Below are 23,111 nucleotides of genomic sequence, written 5' to 3'. Positions count from 1 at the left end.
TTGAGGGGGGCCGGGGTGCGCGGCTAGTCGTCCGCCATGGACGAGCCGCGCACCACCAGCCGGGGTGGGACGAGTTCGATGCCTCGGTCGGTGGAGTGGTTCTCCGGATCGGCGGTGATCGCGGCGAGCAGCCGTTCCGCCGCGCGGCGGCCCAGCGTCTCCAGCTCCATGTCCACGGTGGTCAGCGGCGGCCGGCTGGCCTCCCACATGACCTGCCAGTTGTCATAGCCGGTGACGGCGACCTCGTGCGGAACGCGGACGCCGCGCTCCCGCAGCCGGTCGCCCACCGCGCGGGCCAGCTGGTCGGAGGCGCAGACCACGGCGGTCATCGGCGGCCGTTCGGCGCCGCCTCCGCGCAGCAGCACGTCGACGGCCTGCCGCCCCCACGGCTCGCTCCACTCGCCGAGGAGCGGCTCGCCGACCAGCTCCATCCCGGCCTCGTCCAGCGCCGCGCGCAGCGAGGCCAACCGCACCTGGGAGGTGCGGTGTTCGGGACGGCCGCCGACATGGGCGACCCGGCGGTGGCCCAGGGTGCGCAGATGGTCGACCACCAGCCGCATCCCGGCCGCGTCGTCCGGAACGACGGACATGTCGTCCGGGTCGGTTGACGGTGCCAGCGCGTAGACCACGGGCACCGGAACGGAGATGGGCTCCCGGTGGTCGGTCGCCTTGCCGGTGACGATGATGCCGTCCACGCGGCGGGCGACCAGGGTGCGCAGATGGTGCTGTTCCTGGACCGAGCCCTTCCGGGCGGTGGCCACCAGGGTGGAGATCTGACCGACGGTGAGCGCGTTCTCGGCGCCGAGCATCACGGGAAGGCTGAACCGGCCCACGTTGTCCGTGGAGAGCAGGCCGACGATGAACGTGCGGCGCATGGACAGGGCGCGCGCGCCGGCGTCCGAGACGAAGCCGAGCCGTTCGGCGGCGTCGCGCACCCGCTCGCGGGTGGACTCCCGCAGCGAGCCTGAGCCGTTGAGTGCCTTGGACACCGTGCTCGGTGAGACGCCGGCGGCGCGTGCCACATCGGTGATGCGCACGATCCTGGCGTCGCGCCCGGCCTCGGGCCTGGCATCGCGCTTCATGATTCCTCCGAGTTTCCGCTCGTTCCTTCGAACAGTAGCAGTGCGGTGATGGTCGCTGTCCAGGGATGTCTCGGGATGGTTCACATCCTTAATATCCGGGCGTAACAGAGGGTTGACGGGGTTCGCGGATGGCTCCTAGGGTCCCGGACATCGGTTTCCTGAATTTCCGAAGTCTCCGACCGACGCGGGTTTCGGCCGCCCAGGGCGACATCGCTGACGACACGGCCGGGAGAAGAGAGTGGGGCAACGATGGGGCTCACCCGGGGACAGTTCCTCAGGCTGATGGGGGCCGGAGCCGCCGGCGCGCTGCTCAGCGCGTGCGCCACCTCGCCACCGCCGATCGACGTCACAGGACCGGAGTTCACCGAGGCCGAGCCGTCCGGCACGGTCAAACTCTGGTCGCGCGGCGGCCTGTTGCCCACCGCCCAGCGGATCGTCGACCGCTTCCACGCCGCCCAGGACCGCATCCGCGTCGACCTCACCCCCGTTCCGGACGGACAGTTTGTCACCAAGCTGGCCACCGCGATCCGGGGCGGCCGGGTGCCCGACCTGGTGGACATCGACGACATCAACTCCGCGCTCTTCGTGCACCGTGGCGTCTTCGCCGACCTCACCCCGCTGATCGAGGAGTTGCCGTACCGCGACCGGCTCAGCCCGGGCCACCTCGCCCTCGTCGAGCGGGACGGCCGCTACTTCGGCGCCCCCTCGCTCGGCGACAACTCGACGCTGTGGTGCAACGTTGGCCTCTTCGAGCGCGCCGGCGTGGACATCGACCAGGTCACCGGCTCCTTCGAGGGCTATCTTGAGGCGGCCCGCGCGGTCTCCTCGCTCGGCGACGACATCCACGGCTGGTTCTTCCCCGGCAACTCCGCCGGCGCGCTGGCCTTCACCGTCCAGCCGCACGTCTGGGCCGCCGGCACCGACCTGATCAGCGGCGAGATCGGCGACCAGCGCGGCAACATCGTGGACAACGAACCGCTGCGCGCCACCCTGGAGTTCCTCCGCGCCCTGTGGGACGAGGGCCTCACCCCGCCGGCCATCGACTCCGACGACGGCTCCCGCTGGGCCTCCCAGTTCCAGGCCGGCCGGATCGGGATGATGCCCTGCGGCTTCGGCATCGTCACCCCCGACGCCTCGGAGGAACTCCTCGACCAGTGCGGGGTGCGGCTGCTGGCCGGGCCCGACGGCGGGCGCTCGTTCTTCGACGGCGGCAACAACTTCTGCCTGCCCAACGGCTCCGACAACCCGGCCGCCGCCTGGGAGTTCGTGCGGTTCTGCCTGGAACTGGAGCAGCAGACCGCCCTCCCCGAGACCGGCTACATCCCGGTCCGCTCCGACGCCGCCACCGACGAGTTCCGCGCGAGCTACCCGCTGGCGGCGCCCCCGCTGCTGGAACTGGACGCCGGCTACGCCCCGCTCTCCCTTGCCTACGCCCGCATCTACAACCAGAACGACGGCCCCTGGCTGGCCATGATCCGCGAGGCCGTCTTCGGAGGGAACGTGGACCGGGCCCTGGCGGCCGCCCAACCCCGCTTTGACGAGATCCTGCGACAGGGGGACGCGTGAGTACCACCACCGACAGGACCCGACCGCCGGAGCGCCGCTCCGGATCGCTCACCCACCCGGCCAGAACGGGACTCGCGCTGGTGCTGCCGGCCGTGCTCTTCGTGGTGGTCTTCGTCTTCACCCCGCTCGTGGTCGCCGTCTACATGTCGATGACGGACTTCCCGCTCATCGGCGACTACGAGTTCATCGGGCTGCGCAACTACGAACTGGCCTGGTCCGACCCGGTGTTCGGCCGGTCCATCCTCTACACCCTGCTCTACACCGCGATCGTCACCGTCCCGATCCTGCTGCTGGGCTACACGCTGGCGGTGCTGGTGCGCTCCAACCGGCGCGGTTCGACGCTGCTGCGCACCATCTTCTTCCTGCCGTACATCATCGGCCTCACCACCATCAGCTTCGTGATGCTGCTTGAGGCCCAGCCCAACAGCGGCGGCGTCAACCTGGTGCTGCGGGCGCTGGGCATCACCGACGGCAGCACCGCCTGGCTGGTCGACGGGCCGCTGGCCACCGGGCTGATCGTGGTCCTGGTCGTCTGGGGCACCTCGGGGCTCACCATGGTGCTGCTGATGTCGGCCATGCAGGCCATCCCCAGGGAGGTCTACGAGTCGGCCGAACTGGACGGCGCCGGCTGGTGGCGCACCGAGCGCCACATCACCCTCCCCATGGTGCGCCGCTCCCTGGTGCTGGCCACGGTGATCTCGGTGATCGGCTCGTTCCTGGCGTTCAGCCAGTTCTACATCCTCACCCAGGGCGGCCCCGGCTCCGACACCACCACCGTGGTGATGTCCATCTACCGGCGCGCCTTCATCGACCTCCAACTGGGCGCCTCCGCCGCGATGTCGCTGATCCTCGTGGCGATCATCGCCGTCATCACCGCCGTGCAGTTCTGGCTGTTCCGCGAGAGGGACTGATCCGCATGACCACCAACGTCGCCAACCGCCCCGCCGCGCGGGCGGGTTCCGCGCGCGGACGTTCCCCGCGCGCCGTCAGTCGGGACAGCGAGCCCCGGCTGAAGCGGACCCTCTACCTGCTGGGCGGGGGCGGTGCCGCGCTCGTCTTCCTGGTGCCGCTGGCCTTCGCGCTGGCCCGCTCGCTCCAGTCCAACGCGGTGATCGTCGAACGCCCCACCCTGGACACGTTCTTCGACTGGTCGACGGAGAACTTCTCCGCCCTGCTCGACCAGGGCCAGCTGGCCCGCCCCATCCTCAACAGCCTGCTGGTCTCGCTGGCCACCGCCGCGCTCACCGCGCTGCTGGCCACCCTCGCCGGCTACGGCTTCGCGCGCTTCGCCTTCCGGGGCAGGGGCGGGCTGTTCAGCGTGCTGGTGCTCACCATGATGGTCCCGTTCCAGGCCATCCTCACGCCGCTCTACCTCCAGATGAACACCATGGGCCTGACCGACTCGCTGTTCGGCCTGGTGCTCTTCTACTCCACGGTCAACCTGCCGTTCGGCGTCTTCGTGATGCGCAACGCGTTCGCCTCCGTGCCCCAGGAGTTGGAGGACTCCGGATACATGGACGGCGCCGGCACCCTGCGGATGCTGCTCTCCGTGCTCCGCCCGCTGGTCACCCCGGGCGCGGCCACCGTGGCGCTCTACGCGTTCCTGGTCTCCTGGACGGAGTTCCTCGGCGCGTTGACGTTCCTCACCGACCAGGACCTCTACACCCTGCCGGTGACGCTGGCCAACCTCCAGCAGGGCACCTACGGCCAGGTCGACTTCGGCCTGCTGGCGGCCGGCGCGGTGATCGCGATGGTGCCGTGCGTGGTGCTCTATGTCGCGCTCCAGCGCTTCTACGTCGCGGGGCTGGCCAGCGGCGCGGTCAAGGGCTGACGCCCGGCCGGCGGGGCGACAGGGGTCCCGCCGGCCGGGCGTCACGCGCCCTTGCGCAGGGCGCGCAGATACTCGCGGTTCATGGTGGAGATCGACGACAGCGGGATGCCCTTCGGGCAGACCGTCGTGCACATGCCGGTGTTGGTGCAGCCGCCGAAGCCCTCGGCGTCCATGGTCTCCACCATGTCCAGCACCCGGGTCTCCCGCTCCGGGGCGCCCTGCGGAAGGGAGTTGAGGTGCACGACCTTCGCCGAGGTGAACAACATCGCCGAGCCGTTCGGGCAGGCCGCCACGCACGCCCCGCAGCCGATGCACTCCGCGTGCTCGAACGCCGCGTCCGCCGCCGCCTTCGGCACCGGCGTGGCGTGCGCCTCCGGCGCGCTCCCGGTCGGCGCCGTGATGTAGCCGCCGGAGCCGATCACCCGGTCGAAGGAGGAACGGTCCACCACCAGGTCCTTCACCACCGGGAACGCCGCCGCCCGCCAGGGCTCGATGTCCACGGTCGCGCCGTCCTCGAAGTGCCGCATGTGGAGCTGGCAGGTCGTGGTCCGGTCCGGGCCGTGCGGCTCGCCGTTGATCACCATCCCGCACGCCCCACAGATGCCCTCCCGGCAGTCGTGGTCGAACGCCACGGGCTCCTCGCCCCGTTCGATCAGCTCCTCGTTGAGGGTGTCCAACATCTCCAGGAACGACATCTCGGGGGTGATCCCGTCGACCTCGTAGGTCCGCAGCGCGCCCGGGTCCTCGGGGCCCGACTGGCGCCAGATGCGCAGGGTGAGTTTCACGCGTAGCTCCGCTGGGTGGGGTGGACGTAGGAGAACTCCAGGGCCTCCCGGTGCAGGACCGGCGGGGTGCCGGGGCCGGTGAACTCCCACGCCGCGGCGTAGGAGAACTCCTCGTCCCTGCGGGCCGCCTCGCCGTCCGGGGTCTGGCTCTCCTCCCTGAAGTGGCCGCCGCAGGACTCGGCGCGGTGCAGCGCGTCCAGGCACATCAGCTCGGCCAGCTCCAGATAGTCGGCGATCCGGTTGGCCTTCTCCAGCGACTGGTTGAGCGAGGCGCCGCTGCCAGGGACCCGCACCCGCCGCCAGAACTCGGCGCGCAGCGCGGGAATCCGCTCCAGCGCCTTGCGCAGCCCCGTCTCCGAGCGGGCCATCCCGCACTCGTCCCACAGCAGCTCGCCCAGCTCCCGGTGGAACGAGTCCGGCGAGCGGTCCCCGTTGTTGGAGAGCAGCAGATACAGCCGGTCCGTCACCTCGGCCACCGTGTCGGTCACCGCCGGATGGTCGGCCGGCACCTCGTCGTGCGGGTGCCGCGCCAGGAAGTCGGCGAGCGTCGCCGGCAGCACGAAGTACCCGTCGGCGAGGCCCTGCATCAGCGCGGAGGCGCCCAGCCGGTTGGCGCCGTGGTCGGAGAAGTTGGCCTCCCCGATCGCGAACAGGCCGGGGACCGTGGTGGCCAGGTCGTAGTCCACCCACAGCCCGCCCATCGTGTAGTGGATCGCCGGGTAGATCCGCATCGGCACCCGGTAGGGGTCCTCGTCGGTGATCCGCTGGTACATCTCGAAGAGGTTCCCGTAGCGGGCCTCGACGGCGTCCCGGCCCAGCCGGGCGATGGCGTCGGCGAAGTCCAGGTAGACGCCCTGCCCGCCCGGCCCCACGCCACGCCCCTCGTCGCAGACGTTCTTGGCGGCGCGGGAGGCGATGTCGCGCGGCACCAGGTTGCCGAACGAGGGATAGATCCGCTCCAGGTAGTAGTCCCGCTCCTCCTCCGGGATGTCGGCCGGGGCGCGGGTGTCGCCGGGCTCCTTCGGCACCCAGATCCGGCCGTCGTTGCGCAGCGACTCGCTCATCAGCGTCAGCTTCGACTGGTGGTCGCCGGAGCGCGGGATGCAGGTGGGGTGGATCTGGGTGAAGCACGGGTTGGCGAAGTAGGCGCCGCGCCGGTGGGCCCGCCAGATCGCGGTGGCGTTGGAGTTCTTGGCGTTGGTGGACAGGTAGAAGACGTTGCCGTAGCCGCCGGTGGCCAGCACCACGGCGTCGGCGAAGTAGGTGTCGATCCGCCCGGTCACCAGGTCCCTGGCCACGATCCCGCGCGCCCGGCCGTCCACCACGATCAGGTCCAGCATCTCGGTGCGCGGACGCATCTCGACGTTGCCCGCCGCGATCTGCCGGGAGAGCGCCTGGTAGGCGCCGAGCAGCAGCTGTTGCCCGGTCTGCCCCCTGGCGTAGAACGTCCGCGAGACCTGCACCCCGCCGAACGAACGGGTGTCCAGCAGCCCGCCGTACTCCCGGGCGAACGGCACGCCCTGCGCCACGCACTGGTCGATGATCTCCACCGACACCTCGGCCAGCCGGTGCACGTTGGACTCCCGGGCGCGGAAGTCGCCGCCCTTGACCGTGTCGTAGAAGAGGCGGCGCACCGAGTCGCCGTCGTTGCGGTAGTTCTTGGCCGCGTTGATCCCGCCCTGGGCCGCGATGGAGTGCGCCCGGCGCGGCGAGTCCTGGTAGCAGAACTGCACGACGCGGTAGCCCTGTTCGGCCAGCGTCGCGCCGGCGGCCCCGCCGGCGAGGCCGGTGCCGACGACGATCACCGTGTGCTTGCGGCGGTTGGCCGGGTTGACCAGCTTCGCCTCGAAGCGGCGCCTGGCCCAGCGCTCCTCGATCGGCCCGTCGGGCGCCTTCCCGTCGACCAGCGGGTCGCCGATCCGGTAGTCGGCGTAGCCGGGGCCGGGCTCGGGTCCTGTCGTCTCGGTCACCGTCTCACGTCCTCTCACGTGGGGCCCGCTCCGGGCGCCGCCGCTCATTCCACGACTCCGGTCATCACGCCGACGGGCACCGCGAGGAAGCCGAGGGTCAACACCAGCGCCAGCCCGTTCGCGGTCAGCCGCAGCGCCCGGTCCCGGGCGGCCGAGCCGGCGCCCAGCGTCTGGGCCGCGCTGAAGAAGCCGTGCCGGATGTGCAGTCCGACGGCGACCATCGCCACGCCGTAGATGGTGTTGCCGTACCAGGTGTTGAACGTGGCCACGACGTTCTCGTACGGGCGGCCCGACTCCCCGTTCGGGTTCACATGGCCGGTGGTCAGGTCCAGGATGTGCCAGACCACGAACAGCGCGAGGATCACCCCGCCCCAGCGCATGGTGCGGGTCGCGTAGCTGGTCCGGGCCCGCCGGTGCCGGTAGCCGACCGGGCGGGCCGCCAGGTCGCGGCGGCTCAGCTGGTAGGCGGCCACGCCGTGGGCGAGCACGGCGGCCAGCAGCCCGACCCTGGCCAGCCACAGGAACCACTCGTGGTGCAGCACCGGCTCGCCGATCGTGCGCAGCCAGTGGGCATAGCCGTTCATCTCGTCCGGGCCGAAGAACACCTTGAGGTTCCCCAGCATGTGAAAGACCAGGTACAGCAGCATGATCGCGCCGCTGACGGCCATCACCGTCTTCTTGCCGATGGTGGAACGCCACAACCGCACCACGGTCGGTGGGCGGCGTTCGGTGCGCGTCGCCAGTGCCATGGCACCCGACGGTAGGGAGGGGAGGCGGCATCGGTCCAAGACATAGATCGAGTGCTTTCGATAGGCTGCGGCTATCGAAGGGATCGTCTCTCGCCGATCAGGGAGGTCGGGGTGCAGCTCCAGCAGCTCAGGTACTTCACGGCGGTGGCGGAGACCCGGCACTTCACCAGGGCCGCCAGCCGGGAGCATGTCTCCCAGCCGTCCCTCTCGCAGCAGATCAGGGCGCTGGAACGGGAGTTGGGCGCCGAGCTGTTCCACAGGGCGCGCGGCCACATCTCGCTCACCGACGCCGGGACGGCGCTGCTGCCGCTGGCCCGCCGCATCCTGGCCGACACGGAGACCGCGCGCCGCGAGGTGCAGGAGGTCGCGCAGCTGCGGCGCGGGCGGGTGCGGCTGGGCGCGCCGCCCAGCCTGTGCGCGAGCCTGGTGCCCGACGTGCTGCGCGACTTCCGCGACCGCTACCCGGGGATCGAGCTGCTGGTGCACGAGGACGGTTCCCAGGACCTGGTGCGCGCGCTGGCCGCCGGCGAGCTGGACCTCGCGCTGGTGATCACCCCGCTCACCGGGCAGGCGCCGGCGCTGGCCACGCGGGAGCTGCTCCGCGAGGAACTGGTCGTGATCTCGCCCCCGGCCGACGTGCCGCCCACCGGCTCGGGCTCGGCGGGTGCGGGTGGCGCGGGCGCGGTGGAACGGGGGCCGCTGCCGGACGGGCCCATCGCGATCGAGGAGCTGCGGGACCGGCCGCTGGTGATGTTCCGACACGGGTACGACCTGCGGGAGTTGACGCTGGCGGCCTGCCACGCGGCCGGCTTCGAGCCGAGCTTCAGCGTGGCGGGCGGCGAGATGGACGCCGTGCTGAGCTTCGTTCGCGCCGGGCTCGGCCTGGCGGTGGTGCCCAGCATGGTGGCCGAACGCTCCGGCCTGCGGACGACGCGGTTCGTCCCGCCGGGGCTCAACCGCACGATCTCGCTCGCCCACCGGGGCGACGTCTCCCCGCCCAGGGCGGCCCGCGAGCTGCGGCGGATCATCCTCGCCCACAGCGGCCTGGGGCCGGCCGGGCCCTGACGGACGGCCCCGGCCCGGCGCGGCGTGGGGCGACGTGTCGCGGGAACGGACGTCGGCCCGCCGCCGAGGGCGGCGCGAGCCCCGGCCGGGTCCGCCGGCCCGAGGCTCCGCCTCTCGACAGGACCTGTGGAGGGCGGCGACCATGGAGCGGGGGAGCCTAACGGCCGTGCTGGGCCCGGGAGTTCGCGGGTGCGCTGGGAGGAGATCGGTCGTGAGCGACGGTGGTGACGACGGATTCGTCGATGACGGTGGCCTGTTCGGGGGAGGCGGCGGGGGAGGGGGCCGTCGACGCCGGTCGAACGGGGGCGGTGCCGGCTGTGCCATCGCCCTGATCGCCGCCCTGGTGCTCATCTTCGCCGCGTTCGCCGAGGACGGCGGGGGCGGCGGGGGCGGCGGGGGCGGCGAGGGAGGCAGCACCGGCGGCGCCGCTTCGCCCGCCCCGACCTTCGCTCCGCCCCCCGTCGATCCACCCTCCGACCCGGTGGACCCGCCGCCCGACCCGGACGGCGACGCCCGCGAGCCCGAGGCGCCCGACCCCGTCAGGGACGCCGCCCCGGGCGACTGCCTCGCCGAAGGGGGAACGCCGGACGCCCCCGACCTGGCGCCCGCGACCTGCGGCGACGGCGTGTTCGAGGTGCGCGAGGTCGTCCCGGCCGGCGCGGACTGCCGGGACTATGTGAACGGCGCCGAACTCGACCGCGCCGTCCGTTACGACGGCTACGACCTCACGCTGTGTCTGGCCTACCGGCACGGCGCGGGCAGCGCCTACCACGCCGCCGTGGGCGACTGCGTCTACGGCGGCTCCGGCGACGACGCGCGGTGGGAGGAGACCTCCTGCCAGACGGGCAACTTCACGGTCGCCGGCCGGCTGGAGAACGAGAGTTCCTGGGACGACTGCGACCGTTCGACGCCGGGGTACTACGGGCGCTCCTTCACGGTGTCCGGCTGGCGGCCCGAGCTGGACGTCCGGCTCTGCCTGCGGATGAACTACCCCGACGACGCCGGCCGTTCCCACCTCAACACCTGCCTCGCGATGACCGGCTCCGTGGAGTCACCCACCTTCACTTTCGCCGACTGCGAGAGGGCCAACGTCTATGTCACCGGCCGCACCAGCGACTACGCGGACGCGGACTTCTGCGCCCCGGACGCCTGGGCGACCTGGCGGAACGAGGACTTCCCCGACCTCGGCTACACGATCTGCTGGCGCTGGCTGAACGGCTGACCGCCCGACCACCCCGGCCTCAGGCCGTCGCCGCCCGGGCCGCGACGCCCACCGCCGCCAGGGACAGCAGGCCGCCCACCAGCAGCGCCAGCGGCGGCAGCATCCACACGAAGACCCCGCACAGCAGCACCCCGACGGCCAGCAGCGTCGAGCCGGCCGGGTCGCGCACCGCGCGCTCCGCCGACGCCCGCAGCAGCGCCGCCCGTTCGCACCCGGGGCGCCAGGCGGCGGCCACCCGCAGCAGCAGGACCGCCAGTGCCAGCAGCAGCGCCCAGGTCAGCACCCGCAGCCCGCCGGCCCCCGGCACCAGCCCGGCCTGGGCCAGGGACAGGTTCCACAGCAGCACCAGCGCGCCGCCGAGCGCGCCGGCCGCCAGCGGCCACAGCTCCCGCAGCGCGACGGCGAAGTCCCGCGCCAGATCGGCCATCCGCACACTGTGGCCGGTCAACTGGCGCCGCAGATGGGCGACTCCGGCGGCCAGCGCGGGCAGCAGCGTGACCAGCGGAACGGCCAGCACCGCGACCACCACGCCGACGATCACCACCTCGCCGAAGAGCGCCAGCCGCCCGAACCTCTCCGGCGGCCCGCCGGGGGCCGCGCCGCCGGAGGACCCGCCCCGCGCCTCGTTCACCGCCGTCACACCCGTCACATCCGTCACGTCGCCTCAGCCCTTGAGCCCCTGGGTCGCCACCCCGTCGACGATGTACCGCTGGAAGAGCACGAAGAACAGCAGCACCGGCACCAGTGCCAGCACCGCGGCCGCCATCTGCGCGCCGTAGTCCGAGACCGTGGTCTGGTCGGTGTACTGCCGCAGCATCAGCGGCAGCGGGTAGGAGTCGGGAGAGCGCAGATAGATCAGCGGGGCCAGGAAGTCGTTCCAGCTCCAGATGAACGCGAAGATCGACGCCGTCGCCAACACCGGCCGCATCAGCGGCAGCACGATGGAGAGGAAGATCCTCGGATGCCCGGCGCCGTCGATCCGCGCCGACTCGTCCAGCTCCCGGGGCAGGTTCCGCATGAACTGCACCATCAGAAAGACGAAGAACGCGTCGCAGGCCAGGAACTTCCCGACCAGCAGCGGCAGATACGAGTCCGTCCAGCCGATCTCGTTGAACATGATGAACTGCGGGATGATCACCACATGGAACGGCAGCAGCAGCGTGCCGATCATCAGCGTGAAGAAGATCTTCCGGCCCGGGAACTCGATCCGCGCGAAGGCGTAGGCGGAGACCGAGCAGGACAGGCAGACGCCGACCACCGAGGCCACCGCCAGGAACATCGAGTTCCCGAAGAAGGTCCAGAACGAGATCCCGCCGATGCCCTCGAACGCCTTGCGGAAGTTGTCCAGCGTCGTCTCGTCCGGGATCAACCCGGTCTGCCCGATGATCTGGTTGCTCGGCCGGAACGCGGACAGCAGCATCCACACGCCCGGGTAGAGCACCACGACGGCCAGCGCCCAGGAGGCCAGGTGGAAGGCGAGGGTACGCCCGCGCCGTCGGTTCGCCGCCCGCCGGGAGCGTTCGTTCCGGGCCACCGATGAGGTGGCCCCGTCAGGTCGCGGCGCCGTGCTCATCGGCCCTCCCCCGAGTAGTGGACCCAGTACCTGGAGGTCCTGAAGAAGATCAGGGTGATGATGCCCACCACGATCACCAGCAGCCAGGCCATGGCGGCCGCGTAGCCGAGCTGCCCCTGGCCGAATCCGCGCTGGTAGAGGTAGAGGGTGTAGAAGAGCGTCGAGTTGGCCGGGCCGCCCTGCCCGCCGGAGATGATGAACGCCGACGCGAAGATCTGGAACGAGTTGATCGTCTCCAGCACCAGGTTGAAGAAGAGCACCGGCGAGAGCATCGGCAGCGTGATCCTGAAGAACTGCCGGACCGCGCCCGCGCCGTCCATCTGCGCCGCCTCGTACAGCTCGTTGGGGATCTGCTTGAGCCCCGCCAGGAAGATCACCATCGGCGCGCCGAACTGCCAGACCGCCAGCAGGATCATCATCGGCAGCGTCAGGTCCGGGTTGCCCACCCAGCCGCCGGCCGGCATCCCGAAGAACTGGCCGATGTCGTCGACGATGCCCTGGTCGTTGAACATCGCCTTCCAGACGATGGCCACCGAGACGCTCGCCCCGATCAGTGAGGGCGCGTAGAAGAGCGAACGGTAGGTGCCCTGGCCGCGCCGCCGCGAGTTCAGCAGCATCGCGACGCCCAGCGCGGCGGCCAGCTTGACGGGCGTGCCGATCACGGCGTACTGCGCCGTCACCTCGACCGAGTCCAGGAAGCGCGGGTCGTCGAAGAGCCGGTCGAAGTTGTCCAGGCCGATCCAACTGCCGCCCCTGATCGGGTGGTAGTCGGTGAAGGCCAGGTAGAGGGAGGCGATCATCGGGCCGGCGGTCAGGGCGATGAAGCCCAGCAGCCAGGGCGCGAGGAAGGCGTAACCGGCCCGGGTCTCGGCGGCCCGCCGCCGGGATCGGGGCGGGCTGGGCCGGCGCGTGGGCCCGGCCCCGGGCGCGGCCCGGGACGCCTGCTGGGTCAGGGACATGGACGATTTCCGTTCGGATGACGTGGACGACAGAACGTCGGCGGGAGGGCGGGGGCGACGGACGTGAACCGTCGGGGGACGGGCGGCCGCCGGGCCAGGCGCGGGCCCGGCGGCCGGGGGGTCAGGAGGTGATCAGCAGGTTCCCGGCCTCGGAGAACCAGCGCTCGACGAAGTCGTCCACGCTCATCCGCCCGTAGCCGAACTCGTTGCCCAACACCTGCACGTACTCCTGCTCCACGGCGCCGAAGCCCTCCGGGTGGAACGGGGCCGACTCGGTGACATGGCCCTCGTCCCGCAGCCGCTGCTCGTACTCGATGACCCGCTCGTCGGTGCTGCCCGGCGCGACCTGGAGCGAGTCCAGCCGCTCCTGGGAGGCGGGGATGCCCAGCTCGGTGCCGATGATCTCGCCGGCCTCGGGGGAGTTGATCAGGAAGTCGATCAGCATCGCGGCCTCCTCGGGGTGCGCGCTGTTCGCCCCGACCGCCAGCTGCATGGTCGGCTTGAAGAACAGGTGCTTCTCACCGTCGGGTCCCGAGGGCGGCGGCATCAGCTGGAGGTTGTCGCTGCCGGCGTCCTGGGACGCCTGGCTGAGCATGTTGTCCCAGTTCAGCTCGACCGGCACCTCACCCGAGGTGAACCCGCTCTTGGGGAGCAGCTGCTCGGTGCGGGAGGCCGGGAAGGTGACGTTCTCCGGCTGCCGCAGCGGGTCGGCCGACGCGACGAACTCGCGCATGTCGTCCTCGGTGAAGTTCATCTCGCCGTTCTCGGCGAACGGTTCGATGCCCTGCTGGATCAGGTGCAGCATGAACATCCACCAGACCATGGTGTAGTCGTTGCCGCCGTAGACGCGGGGTTCGAGGCCGGCGCCCGCCTCGCTCGCGGCCTGGATGAACTCCCGGTACTCCTCCCAGGTGTAGTCCCAGTCCGGCAGTTCGACGCCCAACTCCTCGATCAGGTCGGGGTTGTAGAAGAGGGCGAACGCGTTGGTGCCGGTGGGCACCGCCACGAGCTGCTCGTTGGCCCGACCCGAGGCGAGCAGCTCCTCCTCGATGGTCGAGGTGTCCAGCACCCCGCCCTCGAACTCGCCGAGGTCGTAGAGGAGGCCGCCGTTGCCGTACTCCAGCAGCCGGGAGAGGTCCATCTGCATCACGTCGGGCAGCTCGCCCGAGGTGCCGTCGGTGCTGCGCTGCGTCCAGTAGTCGTTGAACTCGGCGAAGCTGGTCTGCACCGTGATGTCCGGGTTCTGCTCCTCGAAGAGGTCAACCGCCGCCTGGTAGCGGTCGGCCCGTCCCTCGGTGCCCCACCAGGTGAACCGGAGGGTGACCTTTCCGCCGTCGTCGCTCCCGCCGTCGCCGCCACCACAGGCGGTCAGCGTGAGCGCGCCGGCCAGGGCCACGGCGAGCCCTCTCAGCGCGGTCTTCCTGTTGGGCATCGAAGAGCCTCCTTGCTCGGTGAACAAAACGGGAAGGGCCCGCCGTGAATCGATTCATTTAAGGGCCGGGAAAAGGCACGGCTGAGCGATGGGAAAAGGGGCCCCGTCGCGCCCGCCCTCTGGGTATCGGCGAGCGCTCGGGTCCCCGGAGTCTGACAACGTCGACTCGCTCCCGTCAAGAGGTCTGCGGCGAGCGGGCCCGCGCGGGGCGCCGCCGGGCGGCCCGTTCGTCCGGGGTCTCGAACGGGCGGGGGAGCGGGGCGTTCCGGTTCGCTGAAACGCTTCATCGAACGGTGGGACGCCGGCGCCGGGTCGCGTCCCGCGCGGGAGCCGGCGGGCGGCTGTGCGAGGGTGGTGATCGGCGGCCACCACCCTAGGGAAGTGAGGAACGCGATGACCGAGAGCGCCCGACGCATCGCCGACGAGCTGCGGGACCGAGTCACCTCCGGTGAACTGGCGCCCGGGGACCGGTTCCCCGCTTCCGGGAGCCTCGTCGAAACGGCACCACAGCACACCGTTCCTGTCCCGGTCCGCAGGTCGTTCGTCCTGGTGGCCGATGCCCCGGCCGTCCCGGCGGAACGCCAGCGCCCCGAGCTGTGCGGACTCGCCGCTCCAGCGGACGACGAACGGCACCGGCAGTGAGCGCGGGCCACGGCGAGTGAGATTCCCAGGCGTCGAACGGTCGACCCGGCCGCGCTGTCTTCGGTCATGACGGGCGTTGGCCCTCTCTCGCGACAGCGGCTGACAGCGAGCGGTCCGTGGTGGAACTGCGCCGGTGCACCGTTGTCCCGCTTCCTCGGGCGTGACCCGAACTCAGTCGTCCGTCAGGGGTCGGCACAGGACCGGGTTCTGGAGTTCCGCGCAGGGGCGGTGGCCGTGGGCGCGGATGAGGTCCTGGCCGACCTGGTTGGTGAGGTAGCGCAGGAAGCTCGCGGCCAGCGAGTCTGCCGGCAACTCGCCGTAGGTGTAGGCCAGTTCGGTCTCCCAGAACGGGTAGGCGCTGTGGTCGGCCGCCTCCAGGGACGCCTCGTGGCCGGCGATCCGCGCGCGGGGCAGCTCGTCGCGGTCCAGGGCCGCGCCCAGTTCCGCGTAGCCGATGGCGCCCGGCGTGGCGGCGACCGCGTCCAACAGGTCGTCCGTGGAGCCCCGTTCGCAGCGGATCACCGGGTCGTCGGCGCCCGGGTCGCGGTCCCGGCAGTTGTCCGAGGTGCTGGCCGGCTCGCGGTCGCCGTCGAGCACCTGGCGTTGGAAGACCCGGCGGGTGCCGGAGTCGTCGTGCCGGCCGACCAGCCGGATGGGGACGTCGTTGCCGCCCAGCTCGGTCCAGTTGGTGAGCTGGCCGTCGAAGACGGCCCGCAGCTGCTCGGGCGTGAGGTCGAGCACCCCGGCCTCCTCGTTGACCACCAGGGTGAACAGGGAGAACGCGATGGGGCGCGGGAGGAGTTGGGGATGGCCCGCGTCCTTGGGCCCGTCGGAGAACGCGAGCATCGGCGGGTGGCCGTCGGGGTGTTCGCGGCCGGCGCGGTCGAGTTGGGTCAGGCCCTGGGCGCTGCCGCCGGCGGAGACGGTGATCCTGGCATCGGGGCAGGTGGACTCGTAGGAGTCGGCGGCCTCGTTGAGCACCGGGGCGAACGCGGTGGAGCCGGTGAGGGTCAACTCGCCCGAGGCGCAGTCCAGCGGGGCGTTCTCGTCCTCGCCAGAGAGCGAGATGCCGAGCTGGGTGACGATGATGACCACCAGGAAGCAGACCAGCGCCACGGTCGGCAGCGAGATGCCGGTGCGGCTCCTGGTCTCGGGGATGTCGCCGGAGCCGACGCCGCCCTTGATGCCGCCGATCACCCTGGGGGGCGCGAACTCCGTTCCTGGCGCCCGGGTTTCGCCCTCCTCGCGCTCCAGCGCGGCCAGCACCTTGTAGTGCGTGCCCCGGTTCATCGGGACCCGGGGCAGCTGGATCACGCCGTCCCTGACGTGGAGCCCCGAGTCGCCCTCGAACGACGGCCGCAGATACTCGTGGCTCAGCTCGGTGACGACCAGCCCCGCCACCCGGCGGCCCGGGAAGACGACCCGGATCCCGACCCGGTCGTCGTCCAGGACGGCGTAGTCGCTCTCGTCGATGTGGGTGGCGCCGTTGTTCTCGAAGCGCAGCAGCACGAACGAGGGGTCGAGCAACGGGTCGCCGCCGTCCCGCTCCAGCCGTTGGAGCGCGCCGGCGTAGGAGGAGTGCACCTCGTCGCTGGCGACGGTGTCCATCTGCACGCGGTAGCCGAGGCGTTTGCGGCCGACGAAGACGAACTCGTAGAGCGCGGCGAAGATGGGGACCACCACACCGAGGACGGTGAGGGTGACGTCCCACCGGAAGATGTCCACCAGGCAAACGTATGACCGAAAACGGTGGGTGTGCGGGCCGGTGGGCAAGCCTTCCGCCGGAGTTCACCGGGGCGTCAACCGGGACCTCGGTCGGGGCGTCAACCGCCCGTCGGAACGGAGGAGAAGACGGCCCGTCACCCTCCCGGAAGCCTGCCGCGCGCCCCCGCCCGCGTCAGCCCCGCGCCCGCCTCACCCCGGTCGTCCGCCCACGGCCGCGGCCAGCTCGGGCGTCGTGCGGGAGACCGCGTCGGCCAGCCGCGCCCGCAGGATCGCCGGCGCCGCCGGCACGATGCCCAGCCAACCGACCGGCGCCCGGCCCGGCGCCCCGACCGGTGCCTCGCCCGGCGGGCTCGCGCCACCGTCGGGCCGCCACCAGTGGGGCAGCCCCAACGCCAACTCCACGGCCTCCCCCAGGGTGTCGGCCACCAGCGCCGCCCGCCCGTCGGCCGCGACGGCCACCACCGCGCCCCCGGACAGGTGGTACCGCGTGCCGTCCCCCCGGCCCGCGAACGGCGGCCCGGCCGGCGGCACCGGCCGCCCCGGCGGCGCCTGTCGCAGCGCGAGGTCCAGCCCGCCGGGACCGGCCAGCCAGGCCCGCCCCGCCGCGTCCATCCCGGCCAGCGCCGCCAACAGCTCGGTGTCCGGCGGCAGTTCGGGAGCGCCCAGGGCGCGCGCCGCCACCCGGTACACCAGCTGGTCGGCGGAGACCTTGTGCTCCTTGAGCCGGTGCAGCTCGGCCGGCCCGAACCAGCCGTACTCCGGGTGCCGTTCCCACTCCAGCGCGGGCCGGCCCAGGTCCCCCTCGACCTCCACCACGAAGTCCACCTCGTGACGCGGGCCGCGCCCGTCGTCCCCGACCCATGTCCACACCCCCAGCGAGCGCACCACCCGCCGCAGCCGCCACCCCGTCTCCTCGGCCACCTCGCGGGCGAGCGCGCCCAGCAGCGACTCGCCCTCCTCCACATGGCCGCCCACCAGGTCCCAGGTGTCGGGGAACAACCGCCGCCTCGGCGAACGGCGTTGGGCGAAGACCCGGCCCGCCGCGTCCAGGATCACCGCGCCCACGCACCAGCGCTCGCCCGGCTCCGGCACCGGCAGGGTGACGCCGGCCGCCAGCTCCGGCGCCGGGTCGACCATCAGCCCAGCCCCAGCCGGGCGGACCCGGCCTGGGCCACCGCCTCCTCCTCCCCCTCGTACTCCACGCGCGCCGCGTCCTGCCGCCCGAAGGCGAACAGCAGCAGCTCGCCAGGCTCGCCCGTGACCGTCACCACCGGGGTGCCCTTGTGCGCCACCGCCGTCTGCCCGTTGGGCCGGCGCAGCACCAGCCCGACCGGGCTGCGGCGGCCCATGATCCGGGCCGAGGACTCCAGCCGCCGCCACAGCGCGTCGGAGAAGACCGGGTCCAACGAGCGCGGCTTCCACGCCGGCTGGGCCCGGCGCACGTCCTCGCCGTGCACGAAGAACTCGACCGTGTTCGCCGCCTCGTCGACCTGCTTGAGGGCGAACGGGGAGACCCGGGGCGGCCCGGTCCTGATCAGCTGGATCAACTCGTCGTAGGGGCGGGCGGCGAACTCCTCGCGCACCCGCTCGCCCCGGGCGGCCAGCGGCTTGATGACGATCCCGCCGGCCGCGTCGGCCCGCCGCTCCCGCACCACCAGGTGCGCGGCGAGGTCACGGGTGGTCCACCCCGCGCACAGGGTGGGGGCCTCGGGCCCGGAGGACTCCAACAGGTCGGCGAGCAACAGGCGTTCACGCTTGGCATGGGTAGACATGTCCCCAGAGTAGGACCTCCCACTGACAACGCAGCGTAACCGCGCGGCAGCCCCGCCGAGCGGTGCGTCACGGGAGGCAGAATGGGGGCATGTCCAGCACCTCCACGCCCCGGCTCGACCCCGGGATCGCCGCGCGGCTCAAGCGGAACGCCGACGGGCTCTTTCCCGCCATCGCCCAGCAGTACGACACCGGCGAGGTGCTGATGCTCGGCTGGATGGACGACGAGGCCCTGCGCCGCACCCTGGTCAGCGGCCGTTGCACCTACTACAGCCGCAGCCGGCGCGAGTACTGGGCCAAGGGCGACACCTCCGGCCACATCCAGCTCGTCAAGTCGGTGGCCCTGGACTGCGACGGCGACACCGTGCTGGTGCGGGTCGACCAGGTGGGCGCCGCCTGCCACACCGGGGACCGCACCTGCTTCGACGCCGACCAACTCCCGCTGGGGGAGAACGCGCAGGTCGCCTAGCCGGCGCGGGTCGCCTGGTCGGCGCGGGTCGCCTGGCCGGCGCGGGTCGCCTAGGCTCACCGGGCATGACGACTGAGGACATCGACCGCTTCCGGGTGCTCGCCAAGGAGCGCCGGGTGATCCCCGTGACCCGTCGCCTCCTCGCCGACGGCGACACCCCGGTCGGGCTCTACCGCAAGCTGGCCGCCGGCCGCCCCGGCACCTTCCTGCTGGAGTCGGCGGAGAACGGCCGCACCTGGTCGCGTTACTCCTTCGTCGGCGTGCGCAGCGCCGCCACCCTCACCGTCCGCGACGGGCGGGCGCACTGGCTGGGCCGGCCGCCCGCCGGCGTGCCGACCGAGGGCGAACCGCTGGCGGTGCTGCGGGAGACGCTGCGTGTGCTGCACACTCCGCGCGACCCCGAGCTGCCGCCGTTCACCGGCGGGCTGGTCGGCTACCTCGGCTACGACGTGGTGCGCCGCCTGGAGTCCATCGGCGACGACACCGTCGACGACCTGCGGCTGCCCGAGCTGACCATGCTGCTCGCCTCCGACCTCGCCGTCCTCGACCACCGCGACGGCACCGTGCTGCTGATCGCCAACGCCTTCAGCGACCTGCCGCTCGGCGGCGACGACCGGCGGCTGGCCGAGGTGCACGCCGACGCCGTCGCCCGGCTCGACCGGATGGCCGCCGATCTGTCCCGCCCGGTCGCGACGAGCGCGGTGGAGCTGCCGCCCAGCGAACTCCCGCCGTTCACCGCCCGGTTCGGCGGCGAGAGGTACCAGGGCGCGGTCGAGGCCGTCAAGGAGTACATCAGGGCCGGCGACGCGTTCCAGGTGGTGCCGTCCCAGCGGTTCGAGACCCGCTGCGAGGCCGACGCGCTCGACGTCTACCGGGTGCTGCGCACCACCAACCCGAGCCCCTACATGTACCTGCTGCGCCTGGCCGGCCAGGACGGCGAGAGCGGCCAGGACGGTCCGGAGGGCGAGCGCGGCTTCGACGTCGTCGGCTCAAGCCCCGAGGCGCTGGTGAAGGTCACCGACGGCCGCGCCCTGCTGCACCCCATCGCCGGGACCAGGCCGCGCGGCGCCACCCCCGGCGAGGACGCGGCGCTCGGCGCCGAGCTGCTGGCCGACCCCAAGGAACGCGCCGAGCACCTGATGCTGGTCGACCTCGGGCGCAACGACCTCGGCCGGGTCTGCGCGCCCGGCACGGTCGAGGTCGTCGACTTCATGTCGGTGGAGCGGTACAGCCACGTGATGCACATCGTCTCCACCGTCACCGGCCAACTCGCCGAGGGCCGCACCGCGTTCGACACCCTCACCGCCTGCTTCCCGGCCGGCACGCTGTCGGGCGCGCCCAAGCCGCGCGCCATGGAGATCATCGAGGAGCTGGAGCCCACCCGGCGCGGCGTCTACGGCGGCTGCGTCGGCTACCTCGACTTCGCCGGCGACGCGGACACCGCGATCGCCATCCGCACCGCCGTGATCCGCGACGGCGTGGCCCATGTCCAGGCGGGCGCCGGGGTGGTCGCCGACTCCGACCCGGTCGCCGAGGACACCGAGTGCGCCAACAAGGCGGCGGCCGTCCTCAGGGCGGTGGCCACGGCCGGGAGGCTGCGCGGTAGCGTGGGAGGGTGACCCGAAACCCCTCCGACAGCGCCAGGGCGTCGCGCCGCGCACTCGGCGTGGCGCTGCTGTGCGGCGCCGCCGGGGCCGCCGTCGTTCTGATCTCGGCCGGCCAGACCTGGGGCGAGGGGGACGCCCAGGGCGGCGGCGCCGAGCTGCCGGTGACGGCCAGCGGCAGCGCCGTCTCCGGGCTGCCGAGCGCGCTGGCGCTGGTCGGACTGGCCGCGCTGGTCGCGGTGTTCGCGGTGCGCGGCACCGGCCGGGTGGTGGTGGCCTCCGTGCTGGCGCTCAGCGGGGCCGGCGCGATCGGCGCCGCGCTGCTCGGCTCGGGCGACACCGAGGCCCTGGAACGGGCGGCCGCCGAGGTGATGGGCATCTCGGACGTGGCGGTGACCTCGGTCAGTCACACCGGCTGGCCCTGGTTCTCCGCGCTGGGCGGCCTGCTGCTGCTCTGCGCCGGCCTGTTGGCGCTCAGCTACGGCCGGCAGTGGCCGGCGATGTCCAGCCGCTACGAGCGCGGCGGCCGCGAGGTGCGCGGCCGGCGTGGCACGCGGCGCGCGGGCGAGGACGAGGACGGGGACCCCGGGCCCGACCGGCCCGAGGACATCTGGCGCGCCCTGGACCGGGGCGAGGACCCCACCTGACCTCCCGTTCACCCCGGCCGGGCCCGGGTGACGCACCCCACCCTCACCAGTGGGAACGGTTTGTCACAATGGACGGCGGGCGCGGAAGGTGAGCGCCCCGGGACCTCTCTTCCTCAAGGAGCGCACATGGCGGGCCAGTACCACCACGGCAAGACCCCTGCCGCCTGGACGGCGGTGATCATCGCCTTCGTCGGGTTCGGCCTCGGCAGCTACTTCACCCTGGTCGCGCAGCCGTGGGGCGTCGCGGCCAGCTTCGTGGTGCTGCTGCTGGCGGCCGTGGTGGGTGGCGTGATGCGCGCCATGGGTCTGGGCCAGGAGCAGGCGCCGGTGCGCGTCGCCAAGCCGGCCATCGCCGCCCAGCCAGGTCCGGCCGACGAGCCCGCCACCTCGGCCGCCGGCGAGCAGCGGCAGGCCGCCGCCACCAGCTGAACGAGGCCGCCGACCGGCCCATCCCCGGGCGCGACCCCGCCGCCCGGCCGTGAGACTGGTCACATGCGGCAACGCCTCCTCGACGCGGGAACCCCTCTGGCCGCCGCCGCCCTGCTGGGCGCGGCGGTCGGCTGTGTCGCGGTCAACGACCCGACGGTGCCCGGGAGTTACCCGCCCTGCCCGGTGCTGACCGAGCTGGGCCTGCACTGCCCGGGCTGCGGCGGCCTGCGCGCCACCCACGCGCTGGCGCACGGCGCGTTCGCGACGGCCTGGCACGCCAACGCGCTGGTGGTCGCCGGAGCGGCGCTGCTGGGCCTGGGGCTGCTGGTCTGGCTGGCGGCGGCGCTGGCCGGCGCGAGGCGCCGGCTGCCCGCCCAACTCCCGTTCCCCGCCTGGCTGGGCTGGGCCGTCGCCGCGCTGGTGGCCGCGTTCACCGTGCTGCGCAACCTGCCGCCCGGCGCGTTCCTCATCCCCTGAGGGCCCCGCCCGCGAGGCCGGCCCCCGCGCGTCACCGTCGCTTTCCGGCCAGGCCGGCGCCGTTCACGACCCGCCGCCTCCGCGCTGTGGCCACCGCTCTGACCTGCGGGTTTCCCGGGTCCGCGCAGGTTGGTGCGGTGTCGGTGGGCGGGTGGTGAGGGCGTGACCGGAGGCGGATACTATCGGTGGGGATTGCCCTCCCCACACCGACAGGAAGGGGCCGGTCGCGTGAGTGTGCTCGACGAGATCATCGAGGGAGTCCGCGTCGACCTCGCCGAGCGGCAGGCACGGGTCTCCCTGGACCAGCTCAAGGAGCGCGCCGCCGCGGCCCCGCCGGCGAAGGACGGGGTGGCCGCCCTCAAGGGCGACAGCGTCACCGTCATCTGCGAGGTCAAGCGCTCCAGCCCCTCCAAGGGCGCGCTGGCCGCCATCGCCGACCCGGCCGGGCTGGCCGCCGACTACGAGGCGGGCGGCGCCGCCGCGATCTCCGTGCTGACCGAGCGGCGCCGGTTCGGCGGCTCGCTCGACGACCTCACCGAGGTGCGCGCCCGGGTCGACATCCCGGTGCTGCGCAAGGACTTCATCGTCACCTCCTACCAGCTGTGGGAGGCCCGCGCGCACGGCGCCGACCTGGTGCTGCTGATCGTGGCCGCGCTGGACCAGCCGGCGCTGGTCTCCCTGGTGGAGCGCGCCGAGTCCATCGGCCTGACGCCGCTGGTCGAGGTCCACGACGAGGACGAGGCCGAGCGCGCCGTGGACGCCGGCGCCAGGATCATCGGCGTCAACGCCCGCGACCTGCGCACCCTGGAGGTGGACCGCTCCACCTTCGAGCGGGTGGCGCCCGAGATCCCCGGCGGGATCGTCCGGGTCGCCGAGTCCGGGGTGCGCGGCCCGCACGACCTGATCGCCTACGCCAACGAGGGCGCCGACGCCGTGCTCGTCGGCGAGTCCCTGGTCACCGGGCGCGACCCGCGCTCCGCCGTCGCCGACCTGGTCGCCGCCGGCGCCCACCCGGCGCTGCGGCAGGGGCGCTGAGGCGCCATGGTTCCCGAGCGGGCCGAGGGACCGCGCGACCGCCGCGCCCGGGCGGTCGGCCGGATCGCGCTGCGCGGCG

The 23,111-nt window shown here is 72.7% G+C and carries 23 protein-coding genes; 12 read left to right on the top strand and 11 right to left on the bottom strand.

Annotation, left to right across the window (positions count from 1 at the left end):
• Positions 1-23: 23 nt before the first annotated feature.
• A complete protein-coding gene (locus EBN88_RS07040; RefSeq protein WP_122182948.1) occupies positions 24-1,082 on the bottom strand; it encodes a LacI family DNA-binding transcriptional regulator in 1,059 nt (352 codons plus the stop codon).
• A gap of 249 nt (positions 1,083-1,331) precedes the next feature.
• Here EBN88_RS07040 and EBN88_RS07035 point away from each other — a divergent pair, with 249 nt between their 5' ends.
• The 3 genes from EBN88_RS07035 to EBN88_RS07025 are packed head-to-tail and all read left to right on the top strand — an operon-like array spanning position 1,332 to position 4,479.
• The gene (locus EBN88_RS07035; protein ID WP_122182947.1) at positions 1,332-2,648 is read left to right on the top strand and encodes an ABC transporter substrate-binding protein; all 1,317 of its coding nucleotides are present in this window, start codon (positions 1,332-1,334) and stop codon (positions 2,646-2,648) included.
• Positions 2,645-3,559 carry a carbohydrate ABC transporter permease gene (locus tag EBN88_RS07030; RefSeq protein WP_122182946.1) on the top strand — a complete coding sequence of 305 codons (915 nt, stop codon included), beginning with the start codon at positions 2,645-2,647 and terminating at the stop codon, positions 3,557-3,559. The genes EBN88_RS07035 and EBN88_RS07030 overlap by 4 nt, the downstream gene beginning before the upstream one ends.
• A 5-nt stretch (positions 3,560-3,564) precedes the next feature.
• Entirely contained in the window at positions 3,565-4,479 is a 915-nt protein-coding gene (locus tag EBN88_RS07025) for a carbohydrate ABC transporter permease (protein ID WP_122182945.1), read from the top strand.
• A 41-nt stretch (positions 4,480-4,520) separates the two neighbouring features.
• Here EBN88_RS07025 and EBN88_RS07020 read toward each other — a convergent pair whose 3' ends face one another.
• From EBN88_RS07020 to EBN88_RS07010, 3 genes are read right to left on the bottom strand one after another with little or no spacing between them, the layout of a single operon-like run.
• A complete protein-coding gene (locus EBN88_RS07020) occupies positions 4,521-5,264 on the bottom strand; it encodes a succinate dehydrogenase/fumarate reductase iron-sulfur subunit (protein ID WP_122182944.1) in 744 nt (247 codons plus the stop codon).
• Positions 5,261-7,282 carry a fumarate reductase/succinate dehydrogenase flavoprotein subunit gene (locus EBN88_RS07015; protein ID WP_122182943.1) on the bottom strand — a complete coding sequence of 674 codons (2,022 nt, stop codon included), beginning with the start codon at positions 7,280-7,282 and terminating at the stop codon, positions 5,261-5,263. The genes EBN88_RS07020 and EBN88_RS07015 overlap by 4 nt, the downstream gene beginning before the upstream one ends.
• Positions 7,279-7,983 carry a succinate dehydrogenase cytochrome b subunit gene (locus EBN88_RS07010; protein ID WP_122182942.1) on the bottom strand — a complete coding sequence of 235 codons (705 nt, stop codon included), beginning with the start codon at positions 7,981-7,983 and terminating at the stop codon, positions 7,279-7,281. Before EBN88_RS07010 ends, EBN88_RS07015 begins: the two co-directional genes overlap by 4 nt.
• A 111-nt stretch (positions 7,984-8,094) precedes the next feature.
• On the opposite strand from EBN88_RS07010, the gene EBN88_RS07005 reads away from it, so the two are divergent.
• Both EBN88_RS07005 and EBN88_RS32345 read left to right on the top strand, forming a co-directional pair.
• A complete protein-coding gene (locus EBN88_RS07005) occupies positions 8,095-9,048 on the top strand; it encodes a LysR family transcriptional regulator (RefSeq protein ID WP_122182941.1) in 954 nt (317 codons plus the stop codon).
• A 211-nt stretch (positions 9,049-9,259) separates the two neighbouring features.
• The gene (locus EBN88_RS32345) at positions 9,260-10,270 is read left to right on the top strand and encodes an LppU/SCO3897 family protein (protein ID WP_122182940.1); all 1,011 of its coding nucleotides are present in this window, start codon (positions 9,260-9,262) and stop codon (positions 10,268-10,270) included.
• A 19-nt stretch (positions 10,271-10,289) separates the two neighbouring features.
• On the opposite strand, the gene EBN88_RS06995 is transcribed toward EBN88_RS32345, so the two are convergent.
• From EBN88_RS06995 to EBN88_RS06980, 4 genes are all read right to left on the bottom strand, one after another.
• On the bottom strand, positions 10,290-10,928 hold the full coding sequence (locus EBN88_RS06995) for a hypothetical protein (RefSeq protein ID WP_147472669.1): 639 nt from the start codon (positions 10,926-10,928) through the stop codon (positions 10,290-10,292).
• 6 nt (positions 10,929-10,934) lie between these two features.
• The gene (locus tag EBN88_RS06990; protein ID WP_122182938.1) at positions 10,935-11,843 is read right to left on the bottom strand and encodes a carbohydrate ABC transporter permease; all 909 of its coding nucleotides are present in this window, start codon (positions 11,841-11,843) and stop codon (positions 10,935-10,937) included.
• The gene (locus tag EBN88_RS06985; RefSeq protein ID WP_122182937.1) at positions 11,840-12,802 is read right to left on the bottom strand and encodes a carbohydrate ABC transporter permease; all 963 of its coding nucleotides are present in this window, start codon (positions 12,800-12,802) and stop codon (positions 11,840-11,842) included. The genes EBN88_RS06990 and EBN88_RS06985 overlap by 4 nt, the downstream gene beginning before the upstream one ends.
• A 121-nt stretch (positions 12,803-12,923) precedes the next feature.
• Entirely contained in the window at positions 12,924-14,234 is a 1,311-nt protein-coding gene (locus EBN88_RS06980; RefSeq protein WP_122182936.1) for an ABC transporter substrate-binding protein, read from the bottom strand.
• A 393-nt stretch (positions 14,235-14,627) separates the two neighbouring features.
• Between EBN88_RS06980 and EBN88_RS06975 the strand changes: the two genes are divergently transcribed.
• A complete protein-coding gene (locus tag EBN88_RS06975; RefSeq protein WP_122182935.1) occupies positions 14,628-14,876 on the top strand; it encodes a helix-turn-helix domain-containing protein in 249 nt (82 codons plus the stop codon).
• Between the two features lie 171 nt (positions 14,877-15,047).
• On the opposite strand, the gene EBN88_RS06970 is transcribed toward EBN88_RS06975, so the two are convergent.
• The 3 genes from EBN88_RS06970 to EBN88_RS06960 all read right to left on the bottom strand — a co-directional run bounded on the left by EBN88_RS06970 (position 15,048) and on the right by EBN88_RS06960 (position 18,373).
• The gene (locus EBN88_RS06970; protein ID WP_122182934.1) at positions 15,048-16,601 is read right to left on the bottom strand and encodes a PstS family phosphate ABC transporter substrate-binding protein; all 1,554 of its coding nucleotides are present in this window, start codon (positions 16,599-16,601) and stop codon (positions 15,048-15,050) included.
• 189 nt (positions 16,602-16,790) lie between these two features.
• Entirely contained in the window at positions 16,791-17,738 is a 948-nt protein-coding gene (locus tag EBN88_RS31660) for an NUDIX hydrolase (protein ID WP_122182933.1), read from the bottom strand.
• Positions 17,738-18,373, bottom strand: coding sequence for a TIGR03085 family metal-binding protein (locus EBN88_RS06960; RefSeq protein ID WP_122182932.1), 636 nt, complete (start codon positions 18,371-18,373; stop codon positions 17,738-17,740). The genes EBN88_RS31660 and EBN88_RS06960 overlap by 1 nt, the downstream gene beginning before the upstream one ends.
• 89 nt (positions 18,374-18,462) lie before the next feature.
• On the opposite strand from EBN88_RS06960, the gene hisI reads away from it, so the two are divergent.
• The 6 genes from hisI (at position 18,463) to trpC (ending at position 23,032) form a co-directional block, all read left to right on the top strand.
• Positions 18,463-18,840: a phosphoribosyl-AMP cyclohydrolase gene (hisI, locus tag EBN88_RS06955; protein ID WP_122182931.1), complete on the top strand. Its 378-nt coding sequence runs from the start codon at positions 18,463-18,465 to the stop codon at positions 18,838-18,840.
• A 65-nt stretch (positions 18,841-18,905) separates the two neighbouring features.
• Positions 18,906-20,459, top strand: coding sequence for an anthranilate synthase component I (locus tag EBN88_RS06950; protein WP_122182930.1), 1,554 nt, complete (start codon positions 18,906-18,908; stop codon positions 20,457-20,459).
• A complete protein-coding gene (locus EBN88_RS06945) occupies positions 20,456-21,091 on the top strand; it encodes a TIGR02234 family membrane protein (protein WP_122182929.1) in 636 nt (211 codons plus the stop codon). The genes EBN88_RS06950 and EBN88_RS06945 overlap by 4 nt, the downstream gene beginning before the upstream one ends.
• A gap of 126 nt (positions 21,092-21,217) precedes the next feature.
• On the top strand, positions 21,218-21,520 hold the full coding sequence (locus tag EBN88_RS31655; protein WP_233580508.1) for an HGxxPAAW family protein: 303 nt from the start codon (positions 21,218-21,220) through the stop codon (positions 21,518-21,520).
• Positions 21,521-21,583: 63 nt separating this feature from the next.
• Positions 21,584-21,997, top strand: a complete 414-nt coding sequence (locus tag EBN88_RS06935; RefSeq protein WP_122182928.1) for a DUF2752 domain-containing protein — start codon at positions 21,584-21,586, stop codon at positions 21,995-21,997.
• Positions 21,998-22,225: 228 nt separating this feature from the next.
• On the top strand, positions 22,226-23,032 hold the full coding sequence (gene trpC / locus EBN88_RS06930) for an indole-3-glycerol phosphate synthase TrpC (RefSeq protein WP_122182927.1): 807 nt from the start codon (positions 22,226-22,228) through the stop codon (positions 23,030-23,032).
• Positions 23,033-23,111: the final 79 nt, after the last annotated feature.

The sequence above is a fragment of the Streptomyces triticirhizae genome (assembly GCF_003696235.1).
Taxonomy (GTDB): domain Bacteria; phylum Actinomycetota; class Actinomycetes; order Streptomycetales; family Streptomycetaceae; genus Streptomyces; species Streptomyces triticirhizae.
The sequence above is the reverse complement of the archived record's forward strand: the minus strand, read 5'-3'. Positions and strand labels throughout refer to the sequence as shown.

Coding starts and splice junctions, on each gene's coding strand:
- EBN88_RS31655 (WP_233580508.1), top strand. CDS start 21,218: ATGGCGGGCCAGTACCACCACGGCAAGACCCCTGCCGCCTGGACGGCG.
- EBN88_RS07035 (WP_122182947.1), top strand. CDS start 1,332: ATGGGGCTCACCCGGGGACAGTTCCTCAGGCTGATGGGGGCCGGAGCC.
- EBN88_RS06960 (WP_122182932.1), bottom strand. CDS start 18,373: ATGTCTACCCATGCCAAGCGTGAACGCCTGTTGCTCGCCGACCTGTTG.
- EBN88_RS06980 (WP_122182936.1), bottom strand. CDS start 14,234: ATGCCCAACAGGAAGACCGCGCTGAGAGGGCTCGCCGTGGCCCTGGCC.
- EBN88_RS07040 (WP_122182948.1), bottom strand. CDS start 1,082: ATGAAGCGCGATGCCAGGCCCGAGGCCGGGCGCGACGCCAGGATCGTG.
- EBN88_RS07010 (WP_122182942.1), bottom strand. CDS start 7,983: ATGGCACTGGCGACGCGCACCGAACGCCGCCCACCGACCGTGGTGCGG.
- EBN88_RS31660 (WP_122182933.1), bottom strand. CDS start 17,738: ATGGTCGACCCGGCGCCGGAGCTGGCGGCCGGCGTCACCCTGCCGGTG.
- hisI (WP_122182931.1), top strand. CDS start 18,463: ATGTCCAGCACCTCCACGCCCCGGCTCGACCCCGGGATCGCCGCGCGG.
- EBN88_RS07025 (WP_122182945.1), top strand. CDS start 3,565: ATGACCACCAACGTCGCCAACCGCCCCGCCGCGCGGGCGGGTTCCGCG.
- EBN88_RS06985 (WP_122182937.1), bottom strand. CDS start 12,802: ATGTCCCTGACCCAGCAGGCGTCCCGGGCCGCGCCCGGGGCCGGGCCC.
- EBN88_RS06935 (WP_122182928.1), top strand. CDS start 21,584: ATGCGGCAACGCCTCCTCGACGCGGGAACCCCTCTGGCCGCCGCCGCC.
- EBN88_RS07015 (WP_122182943.1), bottom strand. CDS start 7,282: ATGAGCGGCGGCGCCCGGAGCGGGCCCCACGTGAGAGGACGTGAGACG.
- EBN88_RS06950 (WP_122182930.1), top strand. CDS start 18,906: ATGACGACTGAGGACATCGACCGCTTCCGGGTGCTCGCCAAGGAGCGC.
- EBN88_RS06990 (WP_122182938.1), bottom strand. CDS start 11,843: ATGAGCACGGCGCCGCGACCTGACGGGGCCACCTCATCGGTGGCCCGG.
- EBN88_RS06975 (WP_122182935.1), top strand. CDS start 14,628: ATGACCGAGAGCGCCCGACGCATCGCCGACGAGCTGCGGGACCGAGTC.